The organism is Roseovarius sp. MBR-78 (genome assembly GCF_040547535.1).
Classification (GTDB): Bacteria; Pseudomonadota; Alphaproteobacteria; order Rhodobacterales; family Rhodobacteraceae; genus Roseovarius.
The window spans coordinates 1-25,202 of the sequence record NZ_JBEPPX010000033.1 but is presented as its reverse complement, the minus strand read 5'-3'; the positions used below and the strand labels follow the sequence as shown (position 1 = coordinate 25,202).

Genomic DNA, 25,202 nt, shown 5'->3' with positions numbered 1-25,202 from the left:
GCCCTGCGCCTGCACATAAGCGCCAAGCTGGATGGTGCGATACATTGGGGTCTCCTTTGCTCAACCCGTGTCCAAATCTCGTGTCAGGCAGCGGGCCGGTGGGAGGCATCACCACTCACCGGGATGCGGGCCCGGCACAGTGCCGCCTGACACGTAAATAACGACAGAGATAGTCGAGTATTGCAAAGGAAAAATCACGGCGATCTCAGTCGTGATTGTAGAATATTATTCTCCGGCTTGCGAAGCCGCGCCATCGAAGCGGTCAAGCGGGGCCGCATCCTGCTGCAAATCCGAGAGGGTCAGCGATTCGATCATCAGGATATAGGTGGCATAAAACCCGCCAAACACCGCCCGCACGCGGCAGGTTTGCTCATCCTTGCAATCCTCGCAGCGCCGATAGGCCTTGCGCGACAGGCACGGCAACGGTGCCATCGGCCCGTCGATCAGGCGCAGCACCTCGGCAATCGAAATGCGCCGCGGCTCCTTGATCAGCTCATACCCGCCATTGCGCCCGCGCTTGCTGCCGATCAACCCGGCGCGCTTGAGATCGAGCAGGATATGCTCCAAAAACCGCTTCGGCGCGCCCGAGCGTTGCGCGATCTCCTCAATCCGCAACGCCTCCGCCGCGCCCGCCTTCTCATCGGCCAGCACCATCAGCGCCTTGAGGGCATACTTGGTCTTATGGGTGATCATCTGCCGGAATTAGCCTCGAAAACTGCGCCTCACCTGATTGAAATAATCACGGTTTCGGCGAAATGCGAGGATAAAAGAACCAAACACGATATGGATAATCGGGATTGGCGAGGCCTCTACCATCCCTGTGCCGCAACGATCGCGCGCGGGCAACCCCGGTTATAGGTTCTCGGCCTGCGGCATTCCCAACACGTGATAGCCGCCGTCGATATGGATGATCTCGCCACTGGTGCAGGCCCCGGCCTCCGAGGCGAGCCAGACCGCCGTGCCGCCGATTGCCTCCAGCGTGGCATTGGCGCGCAGCGGCGCATTTGCCTCGGTATGCTTGAAGGTCTTGCGCGCGCCGCCGATGGCCGCGCCCGCCAGCGTCTTCATCGGGCCGGGGCTGAGCGCGTTGACGCGGATACCGTCGGGGCCAAGATCATTGGCCAGATAGCGCGTCGTGGCCTCCAGCGCCGCCTTGGCCACGCCCATCACGTTGTAATTGGGCACCACCTTGTTGGAGCCCTGATAGGTCAGCGTCAGCAGGCAACCGCCCTGCCCCTTCATCAGCGGATAGGCGCGCCGCGCCACCTCGATGAAGGAATAGGTCGAGATATCCATCGAATGCTTGAAATTCGCGCGGCTGGTGTTGAGAAACCGGCCCGTCAGCTCCGACTTGTCGGAATAGGCGATGGCGTGGACCACGAAATCAATGGTCGGCCAGCGCGCGGCCAGCGCGGCAAAGGCGGCATCAAGCGAGGCATCATCGGTCACATCCACATCGAGCAGCAGGTCCGAGCCGAGGCTCTCGGCCAGCGGGGCCACCCGCTTGCCGAACGCCTCGCCCTGGTAAGTGAATGCCAGGTCGGCCCCCGCCGCGCGCATCTCGCGCGCGATGCCCCAGGCGATGGAGCGGTCATTGGCCACCCCCATGATAAGCCCGCGCTTGCCAGCCAAGGAAATCGTCATCTGCGTGTCATCCGTGATATTTGCTCAGCAGCATCGACCCGTTGGTGCCGCCAAAGCCGAAACTGTTGGTCATCACCGTATCAAGCCCGGCATCATCCACCCGCACGGTGGCAATCTCGGTCGCGTCGAGCGCCGGATCGAGCGTCTCGACATTGATCGACGGGATGATGAAATCATGTTCCAGCGCCAGCAGGCAATAGATCGTCTCCTGCGCGCCGGTCGCGCCCTGGCTATGGCCGGTCATCGACTTGGTCGAACTGATCGGCGGGGTGGTGCCACGGCCAAAGATGCGGCGCACCGCCTCCACCTCGCCCACATCGCCCACCGGCGTCGAGGTCCCATGCGCGTTGATATAGCTGACCTCGCGCCCCTTGGGCAGGGTCGAGAGCGCCAGCCGCATCGCCCGCTCGCCGCCCTCGCCCGAGGGGGCCACCATGTCGGAGCCGTCCGAGGTGGCACCGTATCCTGTTACCTCGGCATAGATCTTGGCACCGCGCGCGATGGCGTGGTCGAGATCCTCGAGCACCACGATACCGCCACCGCCCGAGATCACGAACCCGTCGCGCCCCGCGTCAAAGGCGCGGCTCGCGGTCTCGGGCGTGTCGTTGTATTTCGACGACATCGCCCCCATCGCATCGAAGAGGCACGACAGCGACCAGTCGAGTTCCTCGCCGCCGCCCGCGAACATCACGTCCTGCTTGCCCATCATGATCTGCTCGGCGGCGTTGCCGATACAGTGCAGCGAGGTCGAACAGGCCGAGGTGATGGAATAGTTGATACCCTTGATGTGAAACGCGGTCGACAGGTTGGCCGAGATCGTCGAGCACATCGTCTTGGGCACGGCGAACGGCCCGATTCGCTTGGTCGAGCCGGTCTTGAGCACCACCTGATGCGCGGCCAGCATCGCGCTGGTCGAGGGCCCGCCCGACCCGGCGATGACGCCGGTGCGCGGGTTGACGATATCGCCCTCCTCCAGCCCCGAATCGGCAATCGCCTGGGTCATCGCGATATGGGCATAGGCCGCGCCCGGCCCCATGAAGCGCAGCGCGCGCTTGTCCACATGCTCTGCCACGTCAAGGTTGATCGCGCCCGCCACACGGCTGCGAAAGCCATGCTCGGCCATCGCGTCGTTGGCGGTGATCCCTGACCGCCCCGCCTTGAGAGAGGCCAGAACCTCTCCGGCGTTGTTGCCGATGCTGGAAACGATCCCCAGCCCGGTCACCACGACTCGCCGCATCGTCGCCTCCTTCGTTGCACTCGCGCCTTGTGTAGGACAGCCACGAATAGGGGGCAAGCGGTTAGCGGCGCGCGCCTATCCGCGCAGGCCCCGCAGCCAGCGCGCGAGATAGATCACCGGCCAGCGCAGCACGCTCATCCCCGCCGCCAGCACCAGAAGGCCCAGCCACGGCCCGTGCTGCCACGCCACCAGCCCCAGAACCGGCACCCCCAGCGCAATCAGCGCCCAGGCCCGCCGCCAGTGATTGTCGCGGCTGGGCAGCATGGCCAGAACATTGGCCGCCACCGCCCACAGGCACGCAAGGATGAGCGAGGTGGTCATGCCGCCAGCCCCCAAAGGCTCGCCCCGAGGGCCGCCAACGCCGCCACGAGACCAAACACCGGCACGGCACCCGGCACCCGGAAGGGGGCCGCAGGCGCGCGCCGCTTGACCACGATCAGGCTGGCATTGACCAGCGCGAACACCGCCAGAAGCAGCGTCGAGGTCAGTCCCGCGAGATCGGCCACCGGCAACAGCAGTGCCCCCGCGATCACCGCCGCGCCGACAAGGGCCGTGGCCCGCACCGGCGTTCCAAGGCGCGGATGGGCATGGTGAAACCCGCCCAGCGCCGGGTGCCGCCGCCCCAGCCCGAAAAGCACCCGGCTTGCCATCACGATCTGCGCCAGCACCCCGTTCAGGGCTGCCGCCACCGCGATGAGCGACAGGAATTGCGCATCGCCACCGCGCGCCGCCTGCCAGACAAGCGCCAGCGGCCGCTCGCTGCCGCCCAGCTCGGCCAGCGGCACCGCGCGCACCGCAGCCCAGCTCACCAGCCCGTAAAGCACCGCCGTGATCGCCAACGCCGCCAGAATCGCCCGCGGCAAGGTGCGCTCCGGCGCGCGCACCTCCTCGGCCATGTTGACGATGTCCTCGAAGCCGACAAAGGCGAAAAAGGCCAGCACCGCGCCCGCCATGACACCCGACCACGCCACCCCCTCGGGCATCGCGAAATCCGCCGAGGGCACGGTCGTGGCACCGACCGCCACCACCATGACCAGGCCCAGCACCTCGACCACCGTCAGGACGGCGGCCAGCGCGAGGCTTTCCAGCACCCCAACCACCGCAACCGCGATCAGCGCCCCCCCCAGCGCGATCACCGTCGCCTCGAATGGCAGCCCGGTGACCGCCACGAGATAGCCGGTGCCGCCCCGCAGCACCGCCGCCGCCGAGATCGTGCCCGAGGCGGCAATGGTCAGCCCCACCGCCAGCCCCAGCCACGGCAGGCCGAACCCCTCGCGCACGAACAGCGCCGGGCCCGCCGCCTCGGGCAGGCGGCTTGCGAATTCACCATAGCTCAGCGCGGTCGGCACCGCGATCACCCCGGCCAGAAGGAACGCGAGCGGGGCCCATATCCCGGCATCGGCGGCCACCGCCCCCACCAGCACATAAATCCCCGCGCCCACCATCGTGCCCACGCCATAGGCCGTCAGCAGGCCAAACCCGATTCGGCGTTTGAGCGCCTCGGCCATACCCCCCTACCCCGCGAGCCGCGCGGGCAGGCCGCCCGCCCAGGCGCTGATCGTGCCTGCGCCGAGGCACACCACCATGTCGCCCGCCCGCGCCTCGGCGCGCACCAATGCCTCCAGATCATCCTCGGTGGCGATGGGCACGGCGTGGCGATGGCCGTGGCGAATGAGGCCCGCCACCAGATCATCGCGCGAGGCACCGGGGATTGGCTCTTCGCCGGCGGCATAGACATCGGCGATGCCCACCACATCGGCCTCGTTGAAACAGCCGCAGAACTCCTCGAAGAGTGACGACAGCCGCGAATAGCGGTGCGGCTGGTGCACCGCGATGATGCGGCCCTCGCAGGCCTGCCGGGCGGCGCGCAGCACGGCGGCGATTTCCACCGGGTGATGGCCGTAATCGTCGACCACGGTCACGCCACCCACCTCGCCCACGCGGGTAAAGCGGCGGTTGACGCCGCCGAAACTGGCCAGCGCGGCGCGGATCTCGGCGCGCTTCATACCGAGGTGGCGCGCCACGGCGACGGCGGCCAGCGCGTTGGAGACATTGTGATCGCCCGGCATCGGCAGGCTGCACCCCTCGATCACCTGCCCCTCGGCGCGCAGCGCGATATCGAACCGCGCCACGCCCGCCTCGTAGTGCAGGTTCACCGCGCGCACATCGGCCTGCGCGTTGAAGCCATAGGTCACCACCCGCCGGTCGGTGATACGGCCCACCAGCGCCTGCACCTCCGGGTGATCGGTGCAGCACACGGCAAGGCCATAGAACGGGATATTGCTCAGAAAATCGTGAAACCCCTGCTTGAGCCGGTCGAAATCGCCCCAATGCTCCATATGCTCGGGGTCGATATTGGTGACGATGGCGATGGTCGCGGGCAGGCGGTTGAAGGTGCCGTCGCTCTCGTCGGCCTCCACCACCATCCATTCGCCCTGCCCCATCCGGGCATTGCTGCCATAGGCGTGGATGATGCCGCCATTGATGACGGTGGGGTCGATCCCGCCCTTGACCAGCAGTTCCGCCACCATCGTCGTGGTGGTGGTCTTGCCATGGGTTCCGGCCACCGCGATGTTGGATTTGAGCCGCATCAGTTCGGCCAGCATCTCGGCCCGGCGCACCACCGGCAGGCCGCGACGGCGCGCCTCGTCAAGCTCGGCATTGCCGGGTTTGATCGCCGAGGAAATCACCACCACCTCGGCACCGTCGAGGTTTTCGGCGCGCTGCCCGATGAAGATGCGCGCGCCCATGCCCGCCAGCCGCTCGGTGATCGGCGTCGATTTGAGGTCGCTGCCCTGCACCTCGTAGCCGTGGTTGAGCAGCACCTCGGCGATCCCCGACATGCCGATCCCGCCGATCCCGACGAAATGCAAAGGCCCCACATCGGTGGGCAGCTTGGTGGTTGCACTCATTGATCCTGTCCCCTGCCTGCCAATGCCTCGACCCTGTCGGCCAATCGTTGCGCCGCGTCCGGCATCCCCTGCCCCAAGGCGGCCTGCGCCATCAGCGCCGCCCCCCGCGCATCGCCCAGCACCGCGGCGATCTGCGCCGCGAGGCTGCCCGCGTCAAGCCTGCTTTCGGGGATGCGGATCGCGCCCCCGGCCTCGACAAGGCCGCGCGCATTGGCGGTCTGATGGTCAGCGGCGGCGGCGGCATAGGGGATGAGGATTGCAGGCCGCCCGATGATGGAAATATCGGCGATGCTCGACGCGCCCGCGCGGCTGATGACAAGCTGCGCCTCGCTCATCCGGCGCGGCACGTCGCGAAAGAAGGGCTGCACATCGGCGTCGATCCCCGCGCCCGAATAGGCCTGCGCCACGCGGGCCATATCCTCGTCGCGGGCCTGGTGGCTCACGCGGATGCGGCGCAGGATCGCGTCGGGCAGCGCCGCGATGGCCTCGGGCACCACGTCGCTGAGGATGCGCGCGCCCTGGCTTCCGCCGATCACCAGCACCGAGATCGGGTAATCGCCCGGCGCGATATAGGGCGCACCTGCACGCTCCATCACGGCGGCGCGCACCGGGTTGCCGACATGCTCGGATCGCGCCCCCTCGGGCAGGGTGGTGGGCCATGTGCCGCAAGCCACCAGATCGACGCGGCGCGCAAACATGGCGTTCACCCGGCCCAGCACGCCGTTTTGCTCGTGCACCATGCGCGGGCGGCGCAATATCCACGCCGCCGTGAGCGCCGGAATCGTCGGATAGCCGCCGAAGCCCACCACCACATCCGGTTTCTCGCGCAGCATCCGCAGCGTCGCGCCCAGCACGCCGCCCGCGATGTGCAGGGGTGCCAGCAGCTTGTTCAAGAGGCCGCCGCGCGCAAACGTGGCGCTTGCCACCTGCTCGATCTCCACCGAATGCGGAAACCCGCCGACAAAGCGCGCGCCGCGCGCATCGGTCGAGAGCCGCACCCGCCAGCCGCGCCGCAGCATCGCCTCGGCCAGCGCCTGCGCCGGGAACATATGCCCGCCCGTGCCGCCCGCGGCGATGACCAGAAGCGGCGCGCTCATCGCCGCCCCCGCAGGATGTCGCCGATCTCGCCTTGGGGCCGCGTCCGGGTCAGCGCCAGCAGCATCCCCACCGCGATCCCCGCCGCCACGATGGACGAGCCGCCATAGCTCACGAAGGGCAGCGTCATGCCCTTGGCGGGCAAGAGCCGCACCGCCACGCCCATGTTGATCATCGCCTGCGCGCCCAGCATCGCCACCAGCCCGGTGCCCGCCAGCCGGATGAACGGATCGCGCTCGCGAATGAGCCGTAGCAGCGAGCGCACGACGACGCTGGCATAAAGCGCGATCACCGCCAGCACCAGAACCAGCCCGTATTCCTCTGCCGCTACCGCGATGATGAAATCGGTATGCGCGTCGGGCAGCGACCATTTCACCTGCCCCTCGCCCACGCCCACGCCAAAAAACCCGCCCTCGCGGATCGCGTTGGTGGCAAAGCCAAGCTGCGTCGTGGGGTCAATCTCGGGGCTGAGAAACCCGTCGATGCGGCGCGCGAAATGCTCGGAATGGGTATAGGCGACGCTGCCCGCGGCCACCACCGCGCCCGCCATCATCACCAAGAGCAGCACCGGCGCGCCGCTCACGAACCACATCACCCCCCAGCCAAACAGCACCAGCGCCGCCTGCCCGAAATCGGGCTGCATCGCCAGAAATCCGACGATCACCACCATCAGCCAGAAGGACCAGAGCCGCCCCGGCGGCCCGCCGATCTCATGGCTTGCCGCCATCATCCACGCCGCCACCACAACAAAGGCGGGCTTGAGAAATTCCGACGGCTGCACGCTGGCAAAGCCAAGGCTATACCAGCGCACTGCACCCTTGCCGAAATCGGTGCCCAAGACCGGCAGCAGCATCACCGCGATGAGCGCGCCGAGAAACCCCAGCACCGCCAGCCGCCGCACCGTCTCGGGGCGCAGCATCGACACCGTGACCATCGCCAGCAGCGCCAGCGCGCCGAACACCACCTGTCGCTGCACGTAATGGAACGGCGCAAACCCGTTCTTTTCCGCCAAGGGCACCGAGGCCGCGAGGCCCAGAAGAATGCCGATGGCAAACAGCATCAGCACCGAGAAGAACGACCAGCGGTCGATCGTGCGCCACCACCGGGGGAGAACGGGCTCTTCGTCCCGCAGGGGCACAGCCCCATAGACCATTTCCGTCATCTGCCTGCCGCCTCGATATCATGCGCCCCTTTGCGGGGTCTGAGCGCGACTCTACCCGCAAACGCGCCCCAAGACCAGAGAGAACCCCCTTGCCTTTGCGCGGGATTTCGCGTCTCAGGCGGGCCATGATACAGGCTCTGGACACGCTTATCCTTGGCGCGGGGGCGGCGGGGATGATGTGCGCCGCCCATGCGGGGGGCCGCACGCTGGTGGTGGACCACGCCCGCGCGCCCGGCGAGAAGATCCGCATTTCGGGCGGCGGACGTTGCAATTTCACAAATCTTCACACGGAATCTGGGAATTTCCTGTCGGAAAACCCGCATTTCTGCAAGTCGGCCTTGGCGCGTTATAGCCAGTGGGATTTCATCGAGCTTGTCTCGCGCCACGGTATCGGCTGGCATGAAAAGACGCTGGGGCAGCTTTTCTGCGACGGGCGCGCGGGCCAGATCGTGGATATGTTGCGCGCCGAGATGGCCCGCGCGGGGGCTGATCTGTGGCTTTCGACAAAGGTGGCGGAGATGGCGCATGACGGCCACCACTTTCGCGCCACGCTGGAGCGCGACGGCGCGCGGGTCGAGATCAGCGCGCGCAACCTCGTGCTGGCGACGGGCGGCAAGTCGATCCCGAAGATGGGGGCCACGGGGCTGTCTTGCGACATCGCCCGCCGCTTTGGCCATGCCCTCACCGAGACCCGCCCCGCGCTGGTGCCGCTGACCTTCTCGGATGCGCCCTTTGCCGCGCTGTCGGGCACCGCCCTGCCGGTGCGCGCATCCTGCAACGGGGCGGCGTTCGAGGAGGCCGCGCTTTTCACCCATCGCGGCCTGTCCGGGCCCGCGATCCTGCAAATCTCGTCCTTCTGGCGCGAAGGGGCGGCGATTACGCTCGATCTTGATCCGGCGGGCAACCTCTTTGAGACGCTGCGCGCAGAGCGGCAGAGCCAAGGCCGCCGCAACCTGACCACCGTTCTGGGCCAGCACCTGCCCGCCAAACTGGTGGCCCACCTCACCCCCGCGCTCGCGCTTTCGGGCAACCTCGCCGACCAGTCCGATGCGCGGCTGGCCGAGATCACCGGTGCGCTGCGCGGCTGGCACCTTACCCCCACCGGCTCCGAAGGCTGGCGCACCGCCGAGGTGATGCTGGGTGGCATCGCCACCGGCGGGCTGTCGTCGGCCACGATGGAATCGCGCCACCTGCCGGGGTTTTACGCCATCGGCGAGGCGGTGGACGTGACCGGCTGGTTGGGGGGCTACAATTTCCAGTGGGCCTGGTCCTCGGGCTGGGCGGCAGGACAGGCCATCGCGGCGCGGGGGTGAGAGGGGGGGCTGGGCTGAAATGAAGGTCCCCCGCGCGGAACAAGGCGCGCTTGCGCGCCGCCGCGCGAGCGCCCGACCGCCCGGACGGGCGGGCGCTTTTGCAACGCTGCAATCCTCACAATCGTTCAAGTATTTTGCACCATAAAGTGATCCACACAACCGTTGCAGCGCCCACCCGCGGTCGGACCCTCGCGCGGCTGCCTCAACGTCCGCTCCGGCCCAAACCTCACCCCTCGCGTGCTATCCCTTCGGCCGCGCCCGCGCCGCCATCACGTCGCGCCCCAGCGTCAGCGTGTAGGCCTCCAACTCCGAGAGCGCCGCCTGCGCCGCCTCAGCCTCGTGCCCCTCCAGCGCATCGGCAATCCGCGTGTGCAGGCCCACGATCGCCTCGCGCGAGCGGGCGGTGAAGGTAATCATGTTCATCAAGGGCTGCATCGCCTCGACCGCGCCGGCGAGTTGATAGCTGAGCACCGGGTTGCCCGCGCTGTCCACCAGCGCGCGGTGAAAGGCTACGTCGGAGGCGCAAAAGCTCTCATCGGTCAGGCCCGGCTGCGCCTGACAGTGGATTTCGGCGCGCATGGTGGCCAGCGTGTCCGGCGTGCGCCGCTGCGCTGCCAAGGGCGTGCAGGCGCGTTCCAGCGCATAGCGCGCCTCGCAGGCGGTATCAAAACTGATGCTGTTCATGCTCAGCAAAAGCGTGGCGGTGGTGATCTGCTGGCCATAGGCCTCGGGGTAGCTGAGCCGGTTGACAAAGGCCCCGCCGAACGCGCCGCGTTGCGTGCGGATGAGCGATTGCGCCGCCAGCCGTTTCAGCGCCTCGCGCACCGTGGGGCGCGAGACCGAGAAATGATCGGCAAGCTCTGCCTCGGAGGGCAGGCGTTCATCGACGATAAGCTGGCCCGCGACGATCGCATCGCGGATCGCTTCGGCGATCTGGGCCGAGAGGTCGGCCTTGTTAGCGGGGTCAATTTTCATTTGTCTTACATTTAAATGTCTGACAATTTGAATGCAAGAGATGAGTCGGGGGGGGACGGCAATGATCGCGGCACGGGTCAGGCGGATGGGGGGCGGGCATTGGCTGCTGCTTTATGCGCTAATCCTCGGGGCCTGGGGGCTGCTTTATGCCATGGCGCTGCCCGCCGCGCTGCGCGAGGGCGCGCAGATATACGGCGCGGATTTCCTGCAAAGCCTGTGTATCGTGACGCCCGATGCCGCCGGATTTGGCCGGATCATCCTGATGTGGGCGCTGATGTCGGCGGCGATGATGGCCCCCACCGCGCTGCCCGCTTTTGCCACCTACGAGGATCTGGGCCACACCGGCGAGACGCGCCTTGGCGCGCTGGTGGCGGGGTATCTGGGCGTCTGGCTCGGGTTTTCGATGATCGCGGCGGGGGCACAGATGGCGCTCTTTCAGGCGGGGCTCTTGACGGCGTTCGGCGATAGCCGGTCAGGGATCATGTCGGCGGTGCTCTTGGCCGTGGCCGGTGCCTATCAGTTCAGCCCCGCCAAGGAAGCGTGCCTCTCCAAATGCCGCCGCCCGCTGGTGTTCTTCATGGCGCATTGGGACGAGGGCGCGGCGCGCAATGGTGTGCGGCTGGGGCTGGTGTGCCTGGGATGCTGCTGGGCACTGATGGCGCTGGCCTTTGTCGGCGGGGTGATGAACCTTGCCTTCATGGGGCTGGCCACGGTGATCATGGTTCTGGAGAAACTGCCCGATCTGGGGCGCTGGCTGACGCGGCCGCTCGGCTTTGTGCTGTTGGCGGCATCGGTTTGGGTTCTGTTCACGTCAATCTGAGAGAGGAGACCGGAGATGGCTTTGGATACGGTGGGCACAGTCCCTTGGGCGATCAAGGGGGAGCTGATCCTCAACTGCAACTGCACGGTGTTCTGTCCCTGCGTGGTGAGCCTTGGCAAGCACGCGCCGACGGAAGGATACTGTCAGGCGTGGTCGGGTGTGCGCATCGACGAAGGCCATTACGGCGACGAGGATCTGAGCGGGCTGAACGTGGGCCTGATGCTGGAAATCCCCGGCCTGATGGCGCGCGGCAACTGGAAGGCGGCGGCCTTCATCGACGAGCGCGCGAGCGAGGCGGGGTATGAGGCGCTGGTCAATATCTTTTCCGGCAAGGCACGCGGCACCACCGGCCTCTTCGGGGTGCTGGTGAGCGAATTTCTGGGTGCCGAGCGCGCGCCGGTGATCTTCGAGACCGAGGGCCACGCCCGCCGCCTGATGGTGGGCAAGAAGATCCAGGGCGAGGTGATCCCCGTTCCGGGCCATGGCGGGCAGGATATCGTCGTGACCAACACCGAATACTGGATGGGGCCGGATATCACCGTGGCCACCGCCACCAAGGGCCGCGTGCGCGCCTTTGGCCGGGTGTGGGATTTCGACGGGCGCAGCGCGGAAATCTGCCAGATCGACTGGAAAGGCCCGCGCTGATGATGCTGACGGCGGATTATGTGGCGCTCATGGCACGCTACAACGCGTGGCAGAACGCGCAGATCATGCGCAGCCTCGACGGGGTGAGCCTCAAGCTGCTGACCGAGGATCACGGGGCGTTCTTCGGCTCGATCCTCGGCACGCTCAACCATATCCTGTGGGCGGATCGCTTGTGGCTCAATCGCTTCGGCGTGGATGAGAGCCGTCCCGATTGCGGCATCGGCGAGAGCACCGCGCTCACCCCCACCGGGGCGGCGTGGAGCGCCGATCGCTTTGCGGTGGATGGCCGGATCAGCGCCTGGGCGGGGCGCGTCCACAGCATCGACCTGACCGGCGACCTGACCTTCTATTCGGGCGCGCTCGGGGCCGAGGTCACGAGGCCCGTGGCGGCCTGCGTGGCCCACATGTTCAACCACCAGACCCACCACCGCGGGCAGGTCCACGCGATGCTGACGCGCGCAGGGCTGGCGGCACCGGTCACCGATATCGTTTTCATGCCCGAGGAGGCACAATGACCGCGCCCCTGCTGTCATTGTTGCACGCGGCGCGGGGTGGTGCCGGAGGGAATCCGGGCCTGAGCGGGGGCATGGGGGCGCTGCCCCCGCCGCCCAATCCGGGCGGCACCCCCGGAATATTTTTGGCAAGATGAAGCGGGGGATTGGCCCTGCGATGAAAAAGGAGAGCGATATGTTCAACGCATTGGTCGTCGAGAAGGACGAGGAAAGCGGCAAGACATCTGCGGCGGTGAAAGAGATTTCCGTGGACGACCTGCCGCAAGGCGAGGTTCTGGTGGCGGTCGAGTATTCCACCGTGAATTACAAGGACGGGCTGTGCATCGGGCCGGGCGGTGGCCTTGTGCGCAAATATCCGCATGTGCCGGGGATTGATTTTGCCGGGGTGGTCGAGGCGAGCGAGGATGACCGCTACAAACCCGGCGACCGCGTGGTTCTGACCGGCTGGCGCGTGGGCGAGGCGCATTGGGGCGGCTATGCGCAGAAGGCACGCGTGATGGCCGATTGGCTGGTGCCGCTGCCCGAGGGGCTGGATAGCCGCGCGGCGATGGCCGTGGGCACGGCAGGCTTTACCGCCATGCTGGCGGTGATGGCGCTGGAGGATCACGGGCTGAAGCCGGGGCATGGGCCGGTGCTGGTGACGGGGGCTGCGGGCGGCGTCGGATCGGTGGCGACCGCGCTCCTTGCCAGCCTTGGCCACGAGGTGGCGGGGGTGACGGGCCGCCCCGAGACCGCCGATTACCTCAAATCGCTGGGGGCCACGCAGATCGTGCCGCGCGAGGACCTGGCCGAGACGGTCAAGCGCCCGCTGGAGAGCGAGACCTGGACCGGCTGCGTCGATGTCGTGGGCGGCGCGATGCTGGCGCGGGTGCTGGGGCAGATGAAATACGGCGCGAGCGTCGCCGCCGTGGGGCTGGCGGGGGGTGCGGGCCTGCCTGCGACGGTTATTCCGTTCCTGTTGCGGGGCGTGAACCTGTTGGGGATCGATTCGGTGATGCAGCCCTATGCCAACCGGCTCCGCGCCTGGGAGCGGATCGCGCGCGATCTGCCGATGGACAGGCTCGAGGCGATGGTGGTGCCCGCGACTCTGGCCGATCTGCCGCAACTCGGGGCGGATATCCTCAAGGGCCAGGTGCGAGGCCGCGTCGTGGTGGATGTGAACGCCTGAGCCTTGCCAAGCCACGCGCCCCCCGCTAGCCATGAGGCACGCGGGGGGGCGAGACATGGAGACCGGACCGGAGATCACGATCCGTTATGCGCGCGACAGCGATTTCACCGCGCTCTGGCCGATCCTGCGCGGCGTGATCCGCGCGGGCGAGACCTATGCCATCGAGCCGAGCCTGACGCGCGAGGCCGTGCGCGCGCTCTGGATGCAGGCCCCGCGCGCTACCTATGTGGCCGAGATCGCGGGCGAGACGGTCGGCACCTATACCATCAAGACCAACCAGCCGGGCGGCGGCGCGCATGTGTGCAACTGCGGCTACATGGTGGCCGAGGCCGCGCGCGGGCGCGGCATCGCCCGCGCCATGTGCCTGCATTCGCAACAAGAGGCGCGCGCGATGGGCTATCTCGCCATGCAGTTCAATTTCGTGGTAGAGACCAATACCGGGGCCATCGCGCTCTGGGAGGCGCTTGGCTTTGCCACCGTGGGCCGCCTGCCCCGCGCCTTTGCCCACCCCGAGGCGGGGCTGGTCGATGCGCGGGTGATGTATAAATGGCTGGGCGAATAAGCAGCGACAGCAAGGCCGAGACTGGCGCGCGGGCCAGGCTTGTGCCATTTTTACGCGCATGATGCGCAAGTCATCGAGCCTTGTTTCGCGATTGATCCTGGTTATCGCCCTGAGCGTGGCGATGACGGCGGTGGGTTTTGCCCATCGCGCACCGGAAAGAGGCTCCGACCCCGATTATCTGGCCTATCTCGCGGCGGGTGGGTCTGCCGATGATCTCTGCGACAGCGACGCGCAGAATGGCGGCGGCGGGCATGACATTGCAAGCGGGTGCGAGGCCTGCCGCCTCGTGGCCTCGATGGTACTGCCCGAGCATGTGGCTGTGCCCCAAGCATGGGACGCGCCGCGCATTGCGCGGTTCTGGGCTGGTGAAGGCTGGCATCTCGCGCGGGCCGTGGCCCATGCCCGGCCGGGATCCCGCGCGCCGCCAAGCGCCTGATTTCAAAGAAATTCACCTGTTTTGACCATTCCCCCCCTGATCGGGGGTATATGATGGAGCCGATCCATGACATCTATTGACACGACCCAAACCCCCGCGCAGGCGCGCGGCGGGGTAACCCCTTTCTATCTCGCCGCGTGGCGCTGGCATTTCTATGCTGGCCTTTTCGTGATCCCGTTCTTTTGCATCCTCGCCGTGACCGGCATGATGATGCTCTGGATATCCTGGGTGGACGGCCGCGATGGCGAGCGCACGGCGGTGATCGCGCAAGAGGTCGCGCTCGCCGTTTCGCAGCAGGCCGAGGCGGCCGTCGCCGCCGTTCCCGGCGGCACACTCAAGCAATATGTGGCCCCACGCCGCGACGATCTGGCGGCGATTTTTCGCGTCGACCTGGAGGGCGACGCGAAGATGGTCGTCGTCGATCCCTATACCGCCGAAGTGCTGGAGATATTCCCCCGGCGCTCTGGCTGGTATGATTTCGCCGACAGTATCCATTCCGACCTGATGATTGGCGTGACCGGTGACCGGATGCTGGAGATCGCGGCCTCGCTTGGCATGGTGCTGATTGCCACCGGCCTTTACATGTGGTGGCCGCGTGAGGCGGGCTGGCGCGCGGCGCTGGTTCCCGCATTGGGGCGTGGTCGGGCGCTTTGGCGCTCGCTGCACGGGGGGCTTGGCTTGTGGATTTCGCTTGTCCTCGTGTTCTTCCTTGTCTCCGGCCTTGCCTGGGCGGGGGTCTGGGGCGGGATGATGGTGCAGGCCTGGAGCCAGTTTCCCGCCGGGAAATGGGACAATGTCCCGCTCTCGGACGTGACCCATGCCAGCCTGAACCACGCGCGCAACGAGGTGCCCTGGGCGCTGGAACTGACGCCCATGCCCGCCTCGGGCAGCAACGCGGGCGCGAGCGGTATTGACGGGCCGGTGACCATCGACACGGTCGATGCGCTGGCACGGCGGATCGGATTCGATGCCCGCTATCAGCTCAACCTGCCCAAAGGGGATACCGGCGTCTGGACCCTGGGCCGCGATTCCATGAACACCGATGACGAAGACCCCACCAGCGACCGCACGGTGCATATCGACCAGTATACCGGCAATATCCTCGCCGATGTCGGCTACGGTGATTATTCGCTGGCGGGCAAGGCGATGGCGGTGGGAATCGCGCTGCACATGGGCACGCTGGGGCTGTGGAGCGTGCTGGCCAATACGGCGGTCTGCCTTGCGGTGCTGTTTTTCTGTATCAGCGCCGTCGTGATGTGGTGGAAGCGCCGCCCGGCGGGCATGGCCGGGCGGTTGGCAGCCCCGCCCCTGCCCCGCAACATGCCGATGTGGCAGGGTGCGGTTCTGGCGGGGCTTGTGGTGTCTGTGGCCTTTCCGATGGCGGGGCTGACGCTGATCACGGTGTTGGCCCTTGATGCGCTGTTGTTGCAACGCCTGCCCGTGCTGCGCCGCCTGGTGAACTGAGCCGCGCCCCCCGCTTCGGGGCAATCCGGCACAAGATTTGCGAAACCCCGCTCCCAAGGGACGGGGTTTCGTCGCATCCGGGCGCGCAGCACGGGAAATCACGGCACTGACGGGAAATCATGGGCATCCCTTGGCCACACAGGTCGCAAGGGCCGTGAAATCGACTCAAGCGCCGGATGATTCGCCCGAAAATAGCAGAATTTGCGGGGCTAAGCCGTCGTTAGGGTGGGGTCTCGGGGTCATATCCGGGAAAATTTCGATATTTCTTGGAAATCATGGGATATTCTGGCAAGTCAACTTTTTGCGCATATATTGTGATCTGAAGCGTCACTATACCAATATCAGCCACTCAAAGCCGAAATCTGAATACCAAATCTTGTTCTAACCCTCCCTCAAAAGCAAGATCATGCGTCACTCATGGGAAAAAACAGTTGCCATGGGAGCGTTTCCCATATTATCTGGATCACAAGATGAGGACGGGATCATAGAGGGTCAGCAAGACCCCGAAAAACTCCCAAGTCAGGTTTCATACAGGCACCCGCCTTCATCGAACGACGAGATCCGGCGCGCGGGCGAGCAGACATCCCCCCAGGTGGCGCGCGCAGTCGGAAACCCCGCAGACGCGGGACGAGGGCGGCGGGTTGATCAGTGGCAGCAGATCAGCCCGCCGTTTCGTATCCGGGGGACGGAATTCGCAACGCGGGGGCGCAACAAGGGACCAACGGGACAGTGGGCCGGATTTTCAGGGGCGAGAGCCTCCACAAGGTAGATGGAAAAGGCAGGGTGTCGATCCCGGCCTTGTTTCGCCGTGTGATCGAGGCATCCGACCCGAACTGGACCGAAGGCCTGCCACCCGAGCTTATCATCGTCTATGGCGACCACCGCCGCCATTACCTCGAATGCTATACCGTCGAGGCGATGCAGGAGGTCGATGCCAAGATCGCCGCCCTGCCCCGTGGCTCGAACGCGCGCAAGCATTTGCAGCGGCTGTTCCACGGCCAGAGCTTTCCCACATCGGTGGACGAGACCGGGCGGCTGGTGCTGCCTGCCAAGCTGCGCCGCAAGATCGAGCTTGAGGGCGAGGCGTTCTTTATCGCCGCCGGGGACACGTTCCAGATATGGAAGCCCGAGACCTATGAGGCCGAGGAACTCGCCAAGACCGAGGAATGGCTGGACGACTTCCCCGAGGATTTCGATCCGCTGATCCTGCTCGACCAGCCCGAAGGCACCTGACCGATGGCCGCTGCCGCCGCCACACCGCCGCCCCCTGCCCCGCATATCCCCGTTCTGCTGCGCCCGCTTCTGGCCGCCGTGGCGCCGGTGCGCGGGCTGTGGCTTGACGGCACGCTGGGCGCGGGTGGCTATGCGCGTGGGCTGCTGGATGCGGGTGCGGATCGCGTCATCGGCGTGGATCGCGACCCGCTGGCCATCGAGATGGCGCAGGGCTGGGGCGCGGCATATGGCGACCGGCTGACCCTCGTGCAGGGCAATTTCGCGCAATTGGACGCCTATGCCGAGGCGCTTGACGGGGTGGTGCTCGATCTTGGCGTGTCCTCGATGCAGCTTGACCGGCCCGAGCGCGGCTTTTCCTTCCGCGCCGATGGCCCGCTCGACATGCGGATGAGCCAGGAGGGGCCGAGTGCCGCCGATCTGGTCAATACCGCGCCCGAGGACGAATTGGCCGATATCCTGTTTCTTTATGGCGAGGAACGCGCCAGCCGCCGCATCGCCCGCGCCATCGGCCGTGCCCGCGCCACAGCACCCATCGAGACCACCGCGCGGCTCGCCGCCATCGTCGAGCGTTGCCTGCCGCGCCCCAAGCCGGGGCAGGCGCACCCCGCCACCCGCAGCTTTCAGGCCATCCGCATCGCCGTCAACGACGAATACGGCGCGCTTGTCGCGGGGCTGGAGGCGGCAGAGCGCGCGCTTCGTCCCGGCGGGTGGCTTGCGGTTGTGACCTTCCATTCCATCGAGGACCGGATCGCGAAACGGTTCTTGCAGGATCGCGCAGGGCTGGGGGGTGGCGGCAGCCGTCACGCCCCCGCTGCGCCGCGCACCGCGCCGCAATTCACCCTGCCCTCGCGCAAGCCCGTTGCCGCCGACGAGGACGAGCTTGCCGCCAACCCGCGCGCGCGCTCGGCGCGGCTGCGCCTCGGGGTGCGCACCGACGCGCCCCCCGGCCACGCCGACCGCGCCGCCCTCGGGATGCCATTGCTGAGAGGAGAGCGATGATGCGCAGCCTTATTCACATCGTCACCGCGCTGGCCGTGATCGGCCTCGCCTTCTGGGCCTATCGCGAGAATTACCGCACGCAGGAGGCGCTCGCGCGCGCCGACGCGCTGCAATCGGACATTGCCACCACCCGCCAGCGGCTGCGGATGCTGGGGGCGGAATGGGCCTATCTCAACCGCCCCGAGCGGCTTTTGGACCTGGTGGAGGTGAATTTCGACCGGCTTGGCCTGATGCCGCTGCAACCGCATCAGTTCGGGCGGATAGATCAGGTTTCCTATCCCGTGGCCGCGCCGAATTTGACCATCACCAACCCCGTCGATGTCATGAATGACGGAGTGCGCCCATGATCCGCACCCCCCTGCGCCCGCTGGCGCGCATTCTCGACGCCCGCCGCAAGGGCGAGAACCCCGACGCCATCGAGCGCGAGAACATCCGCCTGCGTATCGAGGAGCAGCGCGACCGCACCCGCCGCCGCGCCGAGGGGCGGCTTCTGGTGCTGGCGGGGCTGTTTCTGGCCGGGTTCATCGTGATCGGCGGGCAGATGGCGGTGCTTGCGCAATCCGAGCCCGCCGAGCCGCGCAGCGAGGCCAGCGGCGCGCGCATCCTCGCCCAGCGCGCCGACATCACCGATCGCAAGGGCCGGGTGCTGGCCACCAATTTCGACACGTTCAGCCTCTATGCCCAGCCGCCGCAGATGATCGACCCCGAGGGCGCGGCGGTCAAGCTTGCGGCGATTTTCCCCGATCTCGACGCCAAGCGCCTGCGCCGCGATTTCACCGGCAAGCGCAAGTTCCTGTGGCTGCGCCGCACGCTCAGCCCCGAGCAGAAACAGGCGGTGCATGATATCGGCGAGCCGGGGCTGTTGTTTGGCCCCCGCGAGATGCGGCTTTATCCCAACGGGCGGATGGCCGCTCATGTGCTGGGCGGGGCGGGCTTTGGCACCGAGGGGGTCAGCGCCGCCGAGGTGGTGGGCGTTGCCGGGATCGAGAAGGCGCTCGACGCACGCCTGCGCGACCCGGCCCGCGCCCACGAGCCGCTGCGCCTGTCGCTTGACCTGAGCGTGCAGGCGGCGCTGGAAAAGGTGCTGGCGGGCGGCATGAGCATCATGAACGCGCGCGGCGCGGCCGGCATCCTGATGGAGGTGCAGACCGGCGAGATCGTGGCCATCGCCTCGCTGCCGGATTTCGACCCCAACAACCGCCCCGCGGCGGCCATCGAGGGCAAGCCCGATGACAGCCCGCTGTTCAATCGCGCGGTGCAGGGCGTCTACGAGCTTGGCTCCACCTTCAAGACTTTCACCATCGCGCAGGCGCTGGAGCGCGGGCAGATCACCCCCGAGACCATTATCAACACCCAAAGCCCGATGACATGGGGCAAATACAGCATCCGCGATTTCCACAATTACGGGCGCGAACTCAGCGTTTCGCAGGTTCTGGTGAAATCATCGAACGTGGGCACCGCGCGCATCGCGATCGAGACCGGGGCCGAACGGCAACGCGCCTTTCTCGGCGCGCTGGGCCTGCTCGACCCGGTGCAGCTCGAAATCACCGAGGCGGGCGGTAGCCAGCCGCTGCTGCCGTCGAACTGGTCAGAGCTGTCGACCATGACCATCTCTTATGGCCACGGCCTTGCCATCAGCCCGCTGCACCTTGCGGCCGCCTATGCCACCGTGGTGGGCGGCGGGCGCAAGGTGACGCCCACGCTCTTGCACGATGCCGCCCGCGCGCCGGGGCCGCGCGTGATATCCGAGGCGACATCGGCTACCATGCGCGCGATGCTGCGGCAGGTGGTGACGGATGGCACCGCGAGCCTCGCCGAAGTGCCCGGCTACAGCGTCGGCGGCAAGACCGGCACCGCCGACAAGCCCGCCCCCGGCGGCGGCTATGCCGATGACAAGGTGATCGCGACCTTCGCGGGCATGTTCCCCGCCGATGATCCGAAATACGTGATCGTCGTCACGCTGGACGAGCCGGTGGAGACATCGGGCGACGAGCCGCGCCGCACCGCGGGCTGGACGGCGGTGCCCGTAGCCGCCGAAATCATCCGCCGCACGGCCCCGCTTCTGGGCCTCAGACCTGCGATTGAACAGGCCGGGGCGGCTGCTATAAGGCGCGTAGCGAATTAGGGTGACAGGGGTGGCAGGCGCGTGGCGCAAATCCGATCATTGGCAGAGCTGGGGCTGACCGCGCAGGGCGGGCGGCAGGCACGGGTGAGCGCGATCACCAGCGACAGCCGCGCGGTGCGCGAGGGCACGCTCTTTGCCGCACTGCCCGGAAGCCACGTGCATGGCGCACGCTTCATCCCCGACGCGCTTGAGGCGGGTGCTGGCGCGATCCTCACCGATGCGGCCGGCGCACGCCTCGCCGCCGATGCGCTGGCGGGCGCGGATGCCGCCCTCGTCCTCGCCGAAGACCCGCGCCAGACGCTGGCCTATGCGGCCGCGCTGTGGTTCGGCGCGCAGCCCGAGACCATGGTCGCCATCACCGGCACCAACGGCAAGACCTCGGTGGCCAGCTTCACCCGCCAGATATGGGAGGCGCTTGGCCTCGATGCCGTCAATCTCGGCACCACCGGGGTTGAGGGCGCGATCAGCGCGGCCATGACCCACACCACCCCCGATCCGGTCACGCTGCACCACCTGCTGGCGCGTTGCGCGCGCGAGGGCGTCACCCATGCCGCGATGGAGGCCTCGTCGCACGGGCTTGACCAGTGCCGCCTCGACGGGGTGCGGCTCCGCGCGGCGGCGTTCACCAATATCACCCAGGATCACCTCGACTATCACCCCGATTTCGCCGCCTATCTCGATGCCAAGGCCGGGCTGTTTGCCCGCGTGCTGCCCGAGGACGGGGTGGCGGTGGTCAATATCGACGACCCAAACGGTGCCCATATGGCCGGGATCGCCGCCGAGCGCGGGCAGGATCTTATCACCGTGGGCCGCCGCGCGGGGGCCGATCTGCACCTCACCGGCCAGCGGTTTGACGCCACCGGCCAGGTTCTGCGCTTTGACTGGGAGGATCGCAGCCATCAGGTGCGGCTCGACCTCATCGGCGGTTTTCAGGCGGAAAACGTGGCGCTTGCCGCCGCCCTTGCCATCGCCGCCGGGGCAGATGCGGGCCGCGTGATCGCCGCCCTTCCCGGCATGACTACGGTGCGCGGGCGGATGCAGCTTGCCGCCACCCGGCATACCGGCGCGGCGGTGTTCGTCGATTTCGCCCATACCCCCGACGCCGTGGCCACCGCGCTGCGCGCGCTGCGCCCGCATGTCATGGGCCGCCTCACCGCGATCATCGGCGCGGGCGGCGACCGCGACCGGGGCAAGCGGCCCCTGATGGGACAGGCCGCCGCGCAGTTTGCCGATGCCGTCATCGTCACCGACGACAACCCCCGCAGCGAAGACCCGGCCACGATCCGCGCCGCAGTGCGCGCGGGCTGCCCCGGCGCGACCGAGGTGGCCGACCGCGCCGAGGCGATCCTGCGCGGCGTTGACACGCTCGGCCCCGGCGATGCGCTGCTGATTTGCGGCAAGGGGCACGAGACCGGGCAGATCGTGGGCAGCGATGTGCTGCCCTTTGATGATGCCGAACAGGCGAGCCTTGCCGTCTCGGTGCTGGACGGGGGCGTGGCATGACGCTCTGGACCGCGCAGGACGCCGCCGATGCCACCGGCGGGCGCGCCACTGGCGACTGGGCCGCCACCGGCGTCTCGATCGACACGCGCACGCTGGCACCCGGCGATCTCTTCGTGGCGCTGAGCGCGGCGCGCGACGGCCATGATTTCGTGGCCGAGGCGCTGGCACAGGGGGCGGCGGCGGCGCTGGTCGCGCGCCGCCCCGAGGGCCTGCCCGCCGATGCGCCGCTCCTGGTGGTGGAGGATGTGCAAAGCGGCCTGGAGGCGCTTGGCCGCGCCGCGCGCGCGCGCAGCCGGGCCCGCGTCATCGCCGTCACCGGCTCGGTCGGCAAGACCTCGACCAAGGAAATGCTGCGCGCCGTTCTTGCCTCGCAGGGGCGCACCCATGCCGCCGAGGCGAGCTATAACAACCACTGGGGCGTGCCGCTGACGCTGGCACGGATGCCCGCCGATACCCGCTTTGCGGTGATCGAGATCGGCATGAACGCGCCGGGCGAGATCGCGCCGCTGTCGCGCATGGCGCGGCCCCATATCGCGATGGTCACCACCGTCGCCGCCGCCCATCTCGCGGCCTTCGACGATCTGGACGGGATCGCGCGCGAAAAGGCCGCGATCTATCAGGGGTTGGAGCCGGGCGGCACAGCGCTCTACCACACCGATATCGACACCGCGCCGATCCTGCGCGCGGCGGCGCGCGCGCATGCAAGCCGCGTGATCGGCTTTGGCCGCGCGCGCGGCGCGCATCACCGGCTCTTGTCGGTCGATCTGCACGAGCGGGCCACCGTGGCGCGCGCGCGCGCATGGCGCACGCCGCTGCTCTACAAGATCGCCACGCCGGGGCGGCATTTCGCGATGAACGGGCTGGCGGTGCTGGCCACGGTCTTGGCGCTGGGGCTTGACCGCGCGGTGGCCATCGCCGATCTTGGACGCTGGGCCCCGCCCAAGGGGCGCGGCACCCGCCAGCGGCTCGTGCTCGACCTCGCCGCCGACGATATGAGCATCGACCTCATCGACGACGCGTTCAACGCCAACCCCGCCTCGATGGAGGCTGCGCTCGACGTGCTGGCCGCCGCGCGCCCGCGCGATGATGTCGGACGGGTGGCGCATGGGCGGCGCATTGCCATTCTCGGCGACATGCTGGAACTGGGCGAGGCCGAGGCGGCGCTTCATGCCGCGCTCGCCGATCTGCCCGCGATGCAGGCGGTGGACGAGGTGCATTGCGTAGGCCCCCGGATGCGCGCCCTGTGGGACGCCCTGCCCGAGGAAAAACGCGGCCGCCGCGCCAAGACCGCCGAGTCGCTGGCCAGGGACGCCCACCGGCTCATCGATGCGGGCGATGTGGTGCTCGTCAAGGGCTCCAAGGGCAGCCGTGTGAGCGTCATCGCCGACGCCCTGCGCCGTGCGGGCCGCACCGAGGAAAAGGACCAAGGCTGATGCTATACTGGCTTACCCTGCTGTCGGATGGCGGCGATGTGTTCAACCTGTTTCGCTACATCACCTTCCGGGCGGGTGGGGCGTTTCTCACCGCGCTCATCTTTGGCTTCATCTTCGGGCCGCCGCTGATCCTCACGCTGCGCCGCCGTCAGGGCAAGGGCCAGCCGATCCGCGAGGACGGCCCCGCGACGCATTTCGCCAAGGCGGGCACCCCGACGATGGGGGGCTTGCTGATCGTCGGTGCGCTGATGACCTCGACGCTGCTCTGGGCGCGGCTCGACAACGCCTATGTCTGGCTGGTGCTGTTCGTGACGCTGGGTTTTGCGCTGATCGGCTTTGCCGATGATTACGCCAAGGTCTCCAAGGGCAACCACAAGGGCGTGCCCGGCAAGGTGCGGCTCGGGCTGGGCTTTGCCATCGCGCTGGTGGCCACGGTCTGGGCAAGCTGGCACCACCCGGCCGAACTGCAATGGCAACTGGCGCTGCCGGTGTTCAAGAATGTGCTGGTCGACATGGGGATTTTCTTCATCCCCTTCGCGATGATCGTAATCGTGGGCGCGGCCAATGCCGTCAACCTCACCGACGGGCTTGACGGGCTGGCGATCATGCCGGTGATGATCGCCTCGGGTGCGCTCGGGATCATCGCCTATACCGTGGGGCGCACCGATTTCACCGAATATCTCGGCCTGCACTACGTGCCGGGCACCGGCGAGATCCTCATCTTCGTGGCCGGGCTTGCGGGCGGGGGGCTTGGATTTCTGTGGTATAACGCCCCCCCGGCGGCGGTGTTCATGGGCGATACCGGGTCGCTGGCGCTGGGCGGCGCGCTGGGGGCCATCGCGGTCGCGACCAAGCACGAGCTGGTGCTGGGCATCGTCGGCGGGCTCTTTGTGGCCGAGGCGCTGTCGGTGATCGTGCAGGTGCTCTATTTCAAGCGCACCGGCAAGCGCGTCTTTCTCATGGCGCCCATCCACCACCATTACGAGAAAAAGGGCTGGGCCGAGCCGACCATCGTCATCCGCTTCTGGATCATCGCGCTGATCCTCGCGCTGATCGGGCTGGCGACGTTGAAATTACGGTGAGCGGGGTGGGCATCCACAGGGTCAGGCGAAAACCGCTACCTCCATCGGGCTGACGCGCCTTCCATCACCGGTCACTGGGTTTCCCGGAGGATTTGACCAAACCAGAGCCAGCCCGAGACGCGGCCCCACGTTTGCTTATTGCACCGGATCAGCGCGGCAAGCAGCCATAACGCCCGTCGGGGCTATCGGTGAAATACCCGTCATTGCCAAAGCCGATCGTGCCATCACAGGCCCCCCACCGGATATCACCGCCTTGCCGAAGCGCCGCCGAGGCCGTCATACCGGGCCGCACATTCAGCGAATGGGTGAAATAATTGGAATGGCGACCGCCTTGGCAAGACGGCGCGCCCGAGGGTGTGTCGCCACAATAGATAATGAAAACCGGGGTACCGCAGACATTGGTGAATTTCATCGAATCTGAATAGCCATGCGAAACGCGGTTGGCCTGAATGCATGACGATCTGCTCTCGCCGGAATTGGCCTTGGCAGGCGTGGCACCCCCCGTCGCGACACCTGCAAGGAGCGCGACGGCGCTTGCAACGGCAAAAGACGTGACCCGTGACTTGAGTTCGGTATTGGCCATGGTGCTGCTTCCCTGAGTCCAGTAATCCAAAACCGTAATTGTTGCTTATCGGACAGTCGACAACAAAGTTCATTATAATACCAACGGCCTTAATTACTGACTGTTTTGGCGCAATCACGGGGTGCGATTGACTGGATTGCGTCGGGGTCGTTTGCGAAGAAATTCCAAGCCTTGCAGCAGGCATCGACGACGTCGTCGTAGGTCTCGAAGACCGAGATGGCGAGTTTGCTGGCGCGCAGGTAGGCCCAGATGTTCTCGACCGGGTTCAGCTCTGGGGCGTAGGGCGGCAGTGGCAGGAG

Annotated in this window: 25 protein-coding genes and 1 pseudogene; 15 read left to right on the top strand and 11 right to left on the bottom strand. The window is 67.2% G+C overall.

What is annotated here, in order from left to right; translation table 11 throughout:
* Positions 1–225: 225 nt before the first annotated feature.
* From ABIE58_RS18265 to ABIE58_RS18230, 8 genes are all read right to left on the bottom strand, one after another.
* The gene (locus ABIE58_RS18265; protein ID WP_354546105.1) at positions 226–693 is read right to left on the bottom strand and encodes an RrF2 family transcriptional regulator; all 468 of its coding nucleotides are present in this window, start codon (positions 691–693) and stop codon (positions 226–228) included.
* Between the two features lie 159 nt (positions 694–852).
* Complete coding sequence (locus ABIE58_RS18260; protein WP_354546104.1) at positions 853–1,644, bottom strand: enoyl-ACP reductase FabI; 792 nt, start codon at positions 1,642–1,644, stop codon at positions 853–855.
* 7 nt (positions 1,645–1,651) lie between these two features.
* On the bottom strand, positions 1,652–2,881 hold the full coding sequence (gene fabB, locus ABIE58_RS18255; RefSeq protein ID WP_354546103.1) for a beta-ketoacyl-ACP synthase I: 1,230 nt from the start codon (positions 2,879–2,881) through the stop codon (positions 1,652–1,654).
* A 75-nt stretch (positions 2,882–2,956) separates the two neighbouring features.
* Positions 2,957–3,202 carry a DUF2484 family protein gene (locus ABIE58_RS18250; protein ID WP_354546102.1) on the bottom strand — a complete coding sequence of 82 codons (246 nt, stop codon included), beginning with the start codon at positions 3,200–3,202 and terminating at the stop codon, positions 2,957–2,959.
* A complete protein-coding gene (locus ABIE58_RS18245; RefSeq protein WP_354546101.1) occupies positions 3,199–4,389 on the bottom strand; it encodes an APC family permease in 1,191 nt (396 codons plus the stop codon). Before ABIE58_RS18245 ends, ABIE58_RS18250 begins: the two co-directional genes overlap by 4 nt.
* 6 nt (positions 4,390–4,395) lie before the next feature.
* Positions 4,396–5,793 (bottom strand): UDP-N-acetylmuramate--L-alanine ligase, encoded by a 1,398-nt coding sequence (murC, locus tag ABIE58_RS18240; protein ID WP_354546100.1) that lies wholly within the window; start codon positions 5,791–5,793, stop codon positions 4,396–4,398.
* Positions 5,790–6,890, bottom strand: coding sequence for a UDP-N-acetylglucosamine--N-acetylmuramyl-(pentapeptide) pyrophosphoryl-undecaprenol N-acetylglucosamine transferase (locus tag ABIE58_RS18235; protein WP_354546099.1), 1,101 nt, complete (start codon positions 6,888–6,890; stop codon positions 5,790–5,792). The genes murC and ABIE58_RS18235 overlap by 4 nt, the downstream gene beginning before the upstream one ends.
* Positions 6,887–8,050, bottom strand: a complete 1,164-nt coding sequence (locus ABIE58_RS18230; protein WP_354546098.1) for a peptidoglycan glycosyltransferase FtsW — start codon at positions 8,048–8,050, stop codon at positions 6,887–6,889. The genes ABIE58_RS18235 and ABIE58_RS18230 overlap by 4 nt, the downstream gene beginning before the upstream one ends.
* Before the next feature lie 125 nt (positions 8,051–8,175).
* Here ABIE58_RS18230 and ABIE58_RS18225 point away from each other — a divergent pair, with 125 nt between their 5' ends.
* Positions 8,176–9,363 carry a BaiN/RdsA family NAD(P)/FAD-dependent oxidoreductase gene (locus ABIE58_RS18225; protein WP_354546097.1) on the top strand — a complete coding sequence of 396 codons (1,188 nt, stop codon included), beginning with the start codon at positions 8,176–8,178 and terminating at the stop codon, positions 9,361–9,363.
* 240 nt (positions 9,364–9,603) lie between these two features.
* Here ABIE58_RS18225 and ABIE58_RS18220 read toward each other — a convergent pair whose 3' ends face one another.
* Complete coding sequence (locus tag ABIE58_RS18220; RefSeq protein ID WP_354546096.1) at positions 9,604–10,338, bottom strand: FadR/GntR family transcriptional regulator; 735 nt, start codon at positions 10,336–10,338, stop codon at positions 9,604–9,606.
* A gap of 85 nt (positions 10,339–10,423) precedes the next feature.
* Here ABIE58_RS18220 and ABIE58_RS18215 point away from each other — a divergent pair, with 85 nt between their 5' ends.
* The 14 genes from ABIE58_RS18215 to mraY all read left to right on the top strand — a co-directional run bounded on the left by ABIE58_RS18215 (position 10,424) and on the right by mraY (position 24,320).
* Positions 10,424–11,158 carry a DUF2182 domain-containing protein gene (locus tag ABIE58_RS18215; protein ID WP_502950117.1) on the top strand — a complete coding sequence of 245 codons (735 nt, stop codon included), beginning with the start codon at positions 10,424–10,426 and terminating at the stop codon, positions 11,156–11,158.
* A 15-nt stretch (positions 11,159–11,173) separates the two neighbouring features.
* A complete protein-coding gene (locus tag ABIE58_RS18210) occupies positions 11,174–11,803 on the top strand; it encodes a DUF1326 domain-containing protein (RefSeq protein WP_354546094.1) in 630 nt (209 codons plus the stop codon).
* Positions 11,803–12,318 (top strand): DinB family protein, encoded by a 516-nt coding sequence (locus tag ABIE58_RS18205; RefSeq protein ID WP_354546093.1) that lies wholly within the window; start codon positions 11,803–11,805, stop codon positions 12,316–12,318. Before ABIE58_RS18210 ends, ABIE58_RS18205 begins: the two co-directional genes overlap by 1 nt.
* Before the next feature lie 172 nt (positions 12,319–12,490).
* Positions 12,491–13,483 (top strand): acryloyl-CoA reductase, encoded by a 993-nt coding sequence (gene acuI / locus ABIE58_RS18200; protein ID WP_354546106.1) that lies wholly within the window; start codon positions 12,491–12,493, stop codon positions 13,481–13,483.
* 55 nt (positions 13,484–13,538) lie between these two features.
* Positions 13,539–14,045, top strand: coding sequence for a GNAT family N-acetyltransferase (locus tag ABIE58_RS18195; RefSeq protein WP_354546092.1), 507 nt, complete (start codon positions 13,539–13,541; stop codon positions 14,043–14,045).
* A gap of 58 nt (positions 14,046–14,103) precedes the next feature.
* Positions 14,104–14,481: a hypothetical protein gene (locus ABIE58_RS18190; RefSeq protein WP_354546091.1), complete on the top strand. Its 378-nt coding sequence runs from the start codon at positions 14,104–14,106 to the stop codon at positions 14,479–14,481.
* A 66-nt stretch (positions 14,482–14,547) separates the two neighbouring features.
* Positions 14,548–15,945, top strand: coding sequence for a PepSY-associated TM helix domain-containing protein (locus ABIE58_RS18185; protein WP_354546090.1), 1,398 nt, complete (start codon positions 14,548–14,550; stop codon positions 15,943–15,945).
* Between the two features lie 729 nt (positions 15,946–16,674).
* Positions 16,675–17,178, top strand: a complete 504-nt coding sequence (gene mraZ / locus ABIE58_RS18180) for a division/cell wall cluster transcriptional repressor MraZ (RefSeq protein ID WP_354546089.1) — start codon at positions 16,675–16,677, stop codon at positions 17,176–17,178.
* A gap of 3 nt (positions 17,179–17,181) precedes the next feature.
* The gene (rsmH, locus tag ABIE58_RS18175) at positions 17,182–18,177 is read left to right on the top strand and encodes a 16S rRNA (cytosine(1402)-N(4))-methyltransferase RsmH (RefSeq protein WP_354546088.1); all 996 of its coding nucleotides are present in this window, start codon (positions 17,182–17,184) and stop codon (positions 18,175–18,177) included.
* Positions 18,177–18,524 (top strand): cell division protein FtsL, encoded by a 348-nt coding sequence (gene ftsL / locus ABIE58_RS18170; RefSeq protein WP_354546087.1) that lies wholly within the window; start codon positions 18,177–18,179, stop codon positions 18,522–18,524. The genes rsmH and ftsL overlap by 1 nt, the downstream gene beginning before the upstream one ends.
* Positions 18,521–20,302: a peptidoglycan D,D-transpeptidase FtsI family protein gene (locus tag ABIE58_RS18165; RefSeq protein WP_354546086.1), complete on the top strand. Its 1,782-nt coding sequence runs from the start codon at positions 18,521–18,523 to the stop codon at positions 20,300–20,302. Before ftsL ends, ABIE58_RS18165 begins: the two co-directional genes overlap by 4 nt.
* 21 nt (positions 20,303–20,323) lie before the next feature.
* Positions 20,324–21,805 (top strand): UDP-N-acetylmuramoyl-L-alanyl-D-glutamate--2,6-diaminopimelate ligase, encoded by a 1,482-nt coding sequence (locus ABIE58_RS18160; protein WP_354546085.1) that lies wholly within the window; start codon positions 20,324–20,326, stop codon positions 21,803–21,805.
* Entirely contained in the window at positions 21,802–23,238 is a 1,437-nt protein-coding gene (locus tag ABIE58_RS18155) for a UDP-N-acetylmuramoyl-tripeptide--D-alanyl-D-alanine ligase (RefSeq protein ID WP_354546084.1), read from the top strand. Before ABIE58_RS18160 ends, ABIE58_RS18155 begins: the two co-directional genes overlap by 4 nt.
* Positions 23,238–24,320: a phospho-N-acetylmuramoyl-pentapeptide-transferase gene (gene mraY / locus ABIE58_RS18150; protein WP_354546083.1), complete on the top strand. Its 1,083-nt coding sequence runs from the start codon at positions 23,238–23,240 to the stop codon at positions 24,318–24,320. Before ABIE58_RS18155 ends, mraY begins: the two co-directional genes overlap by 1 nt.
* Positions 24,321–24,468: 148 nt before the next feature.
* Here the strand turns inward: mraY and ABIE58_RS18145 are convergent, their stop codons facing one another.
* Together ABIE58_RS18145 and ABIE58_RS18140 are read right to left on the bottom strand one after the other, a co-directional pair.
* Positions 24,469–24,903, bottom strand: coding sequence for a hypothetical protein (locus ABIE58_RS18145; protein ID WP_354546082.1), 435 nt, complete (start codon positions 24,901–24,903; stop codon positions 24,469–24,471).
* 89 nt (positions 24,904–24,992) lie between these two features.
* Positions 24,993–25,202: pseudogene (locus ABIE58_RS18140) on the bottom strand (IS630-like element ISAli3 family transposase); the annotation flags it as partial.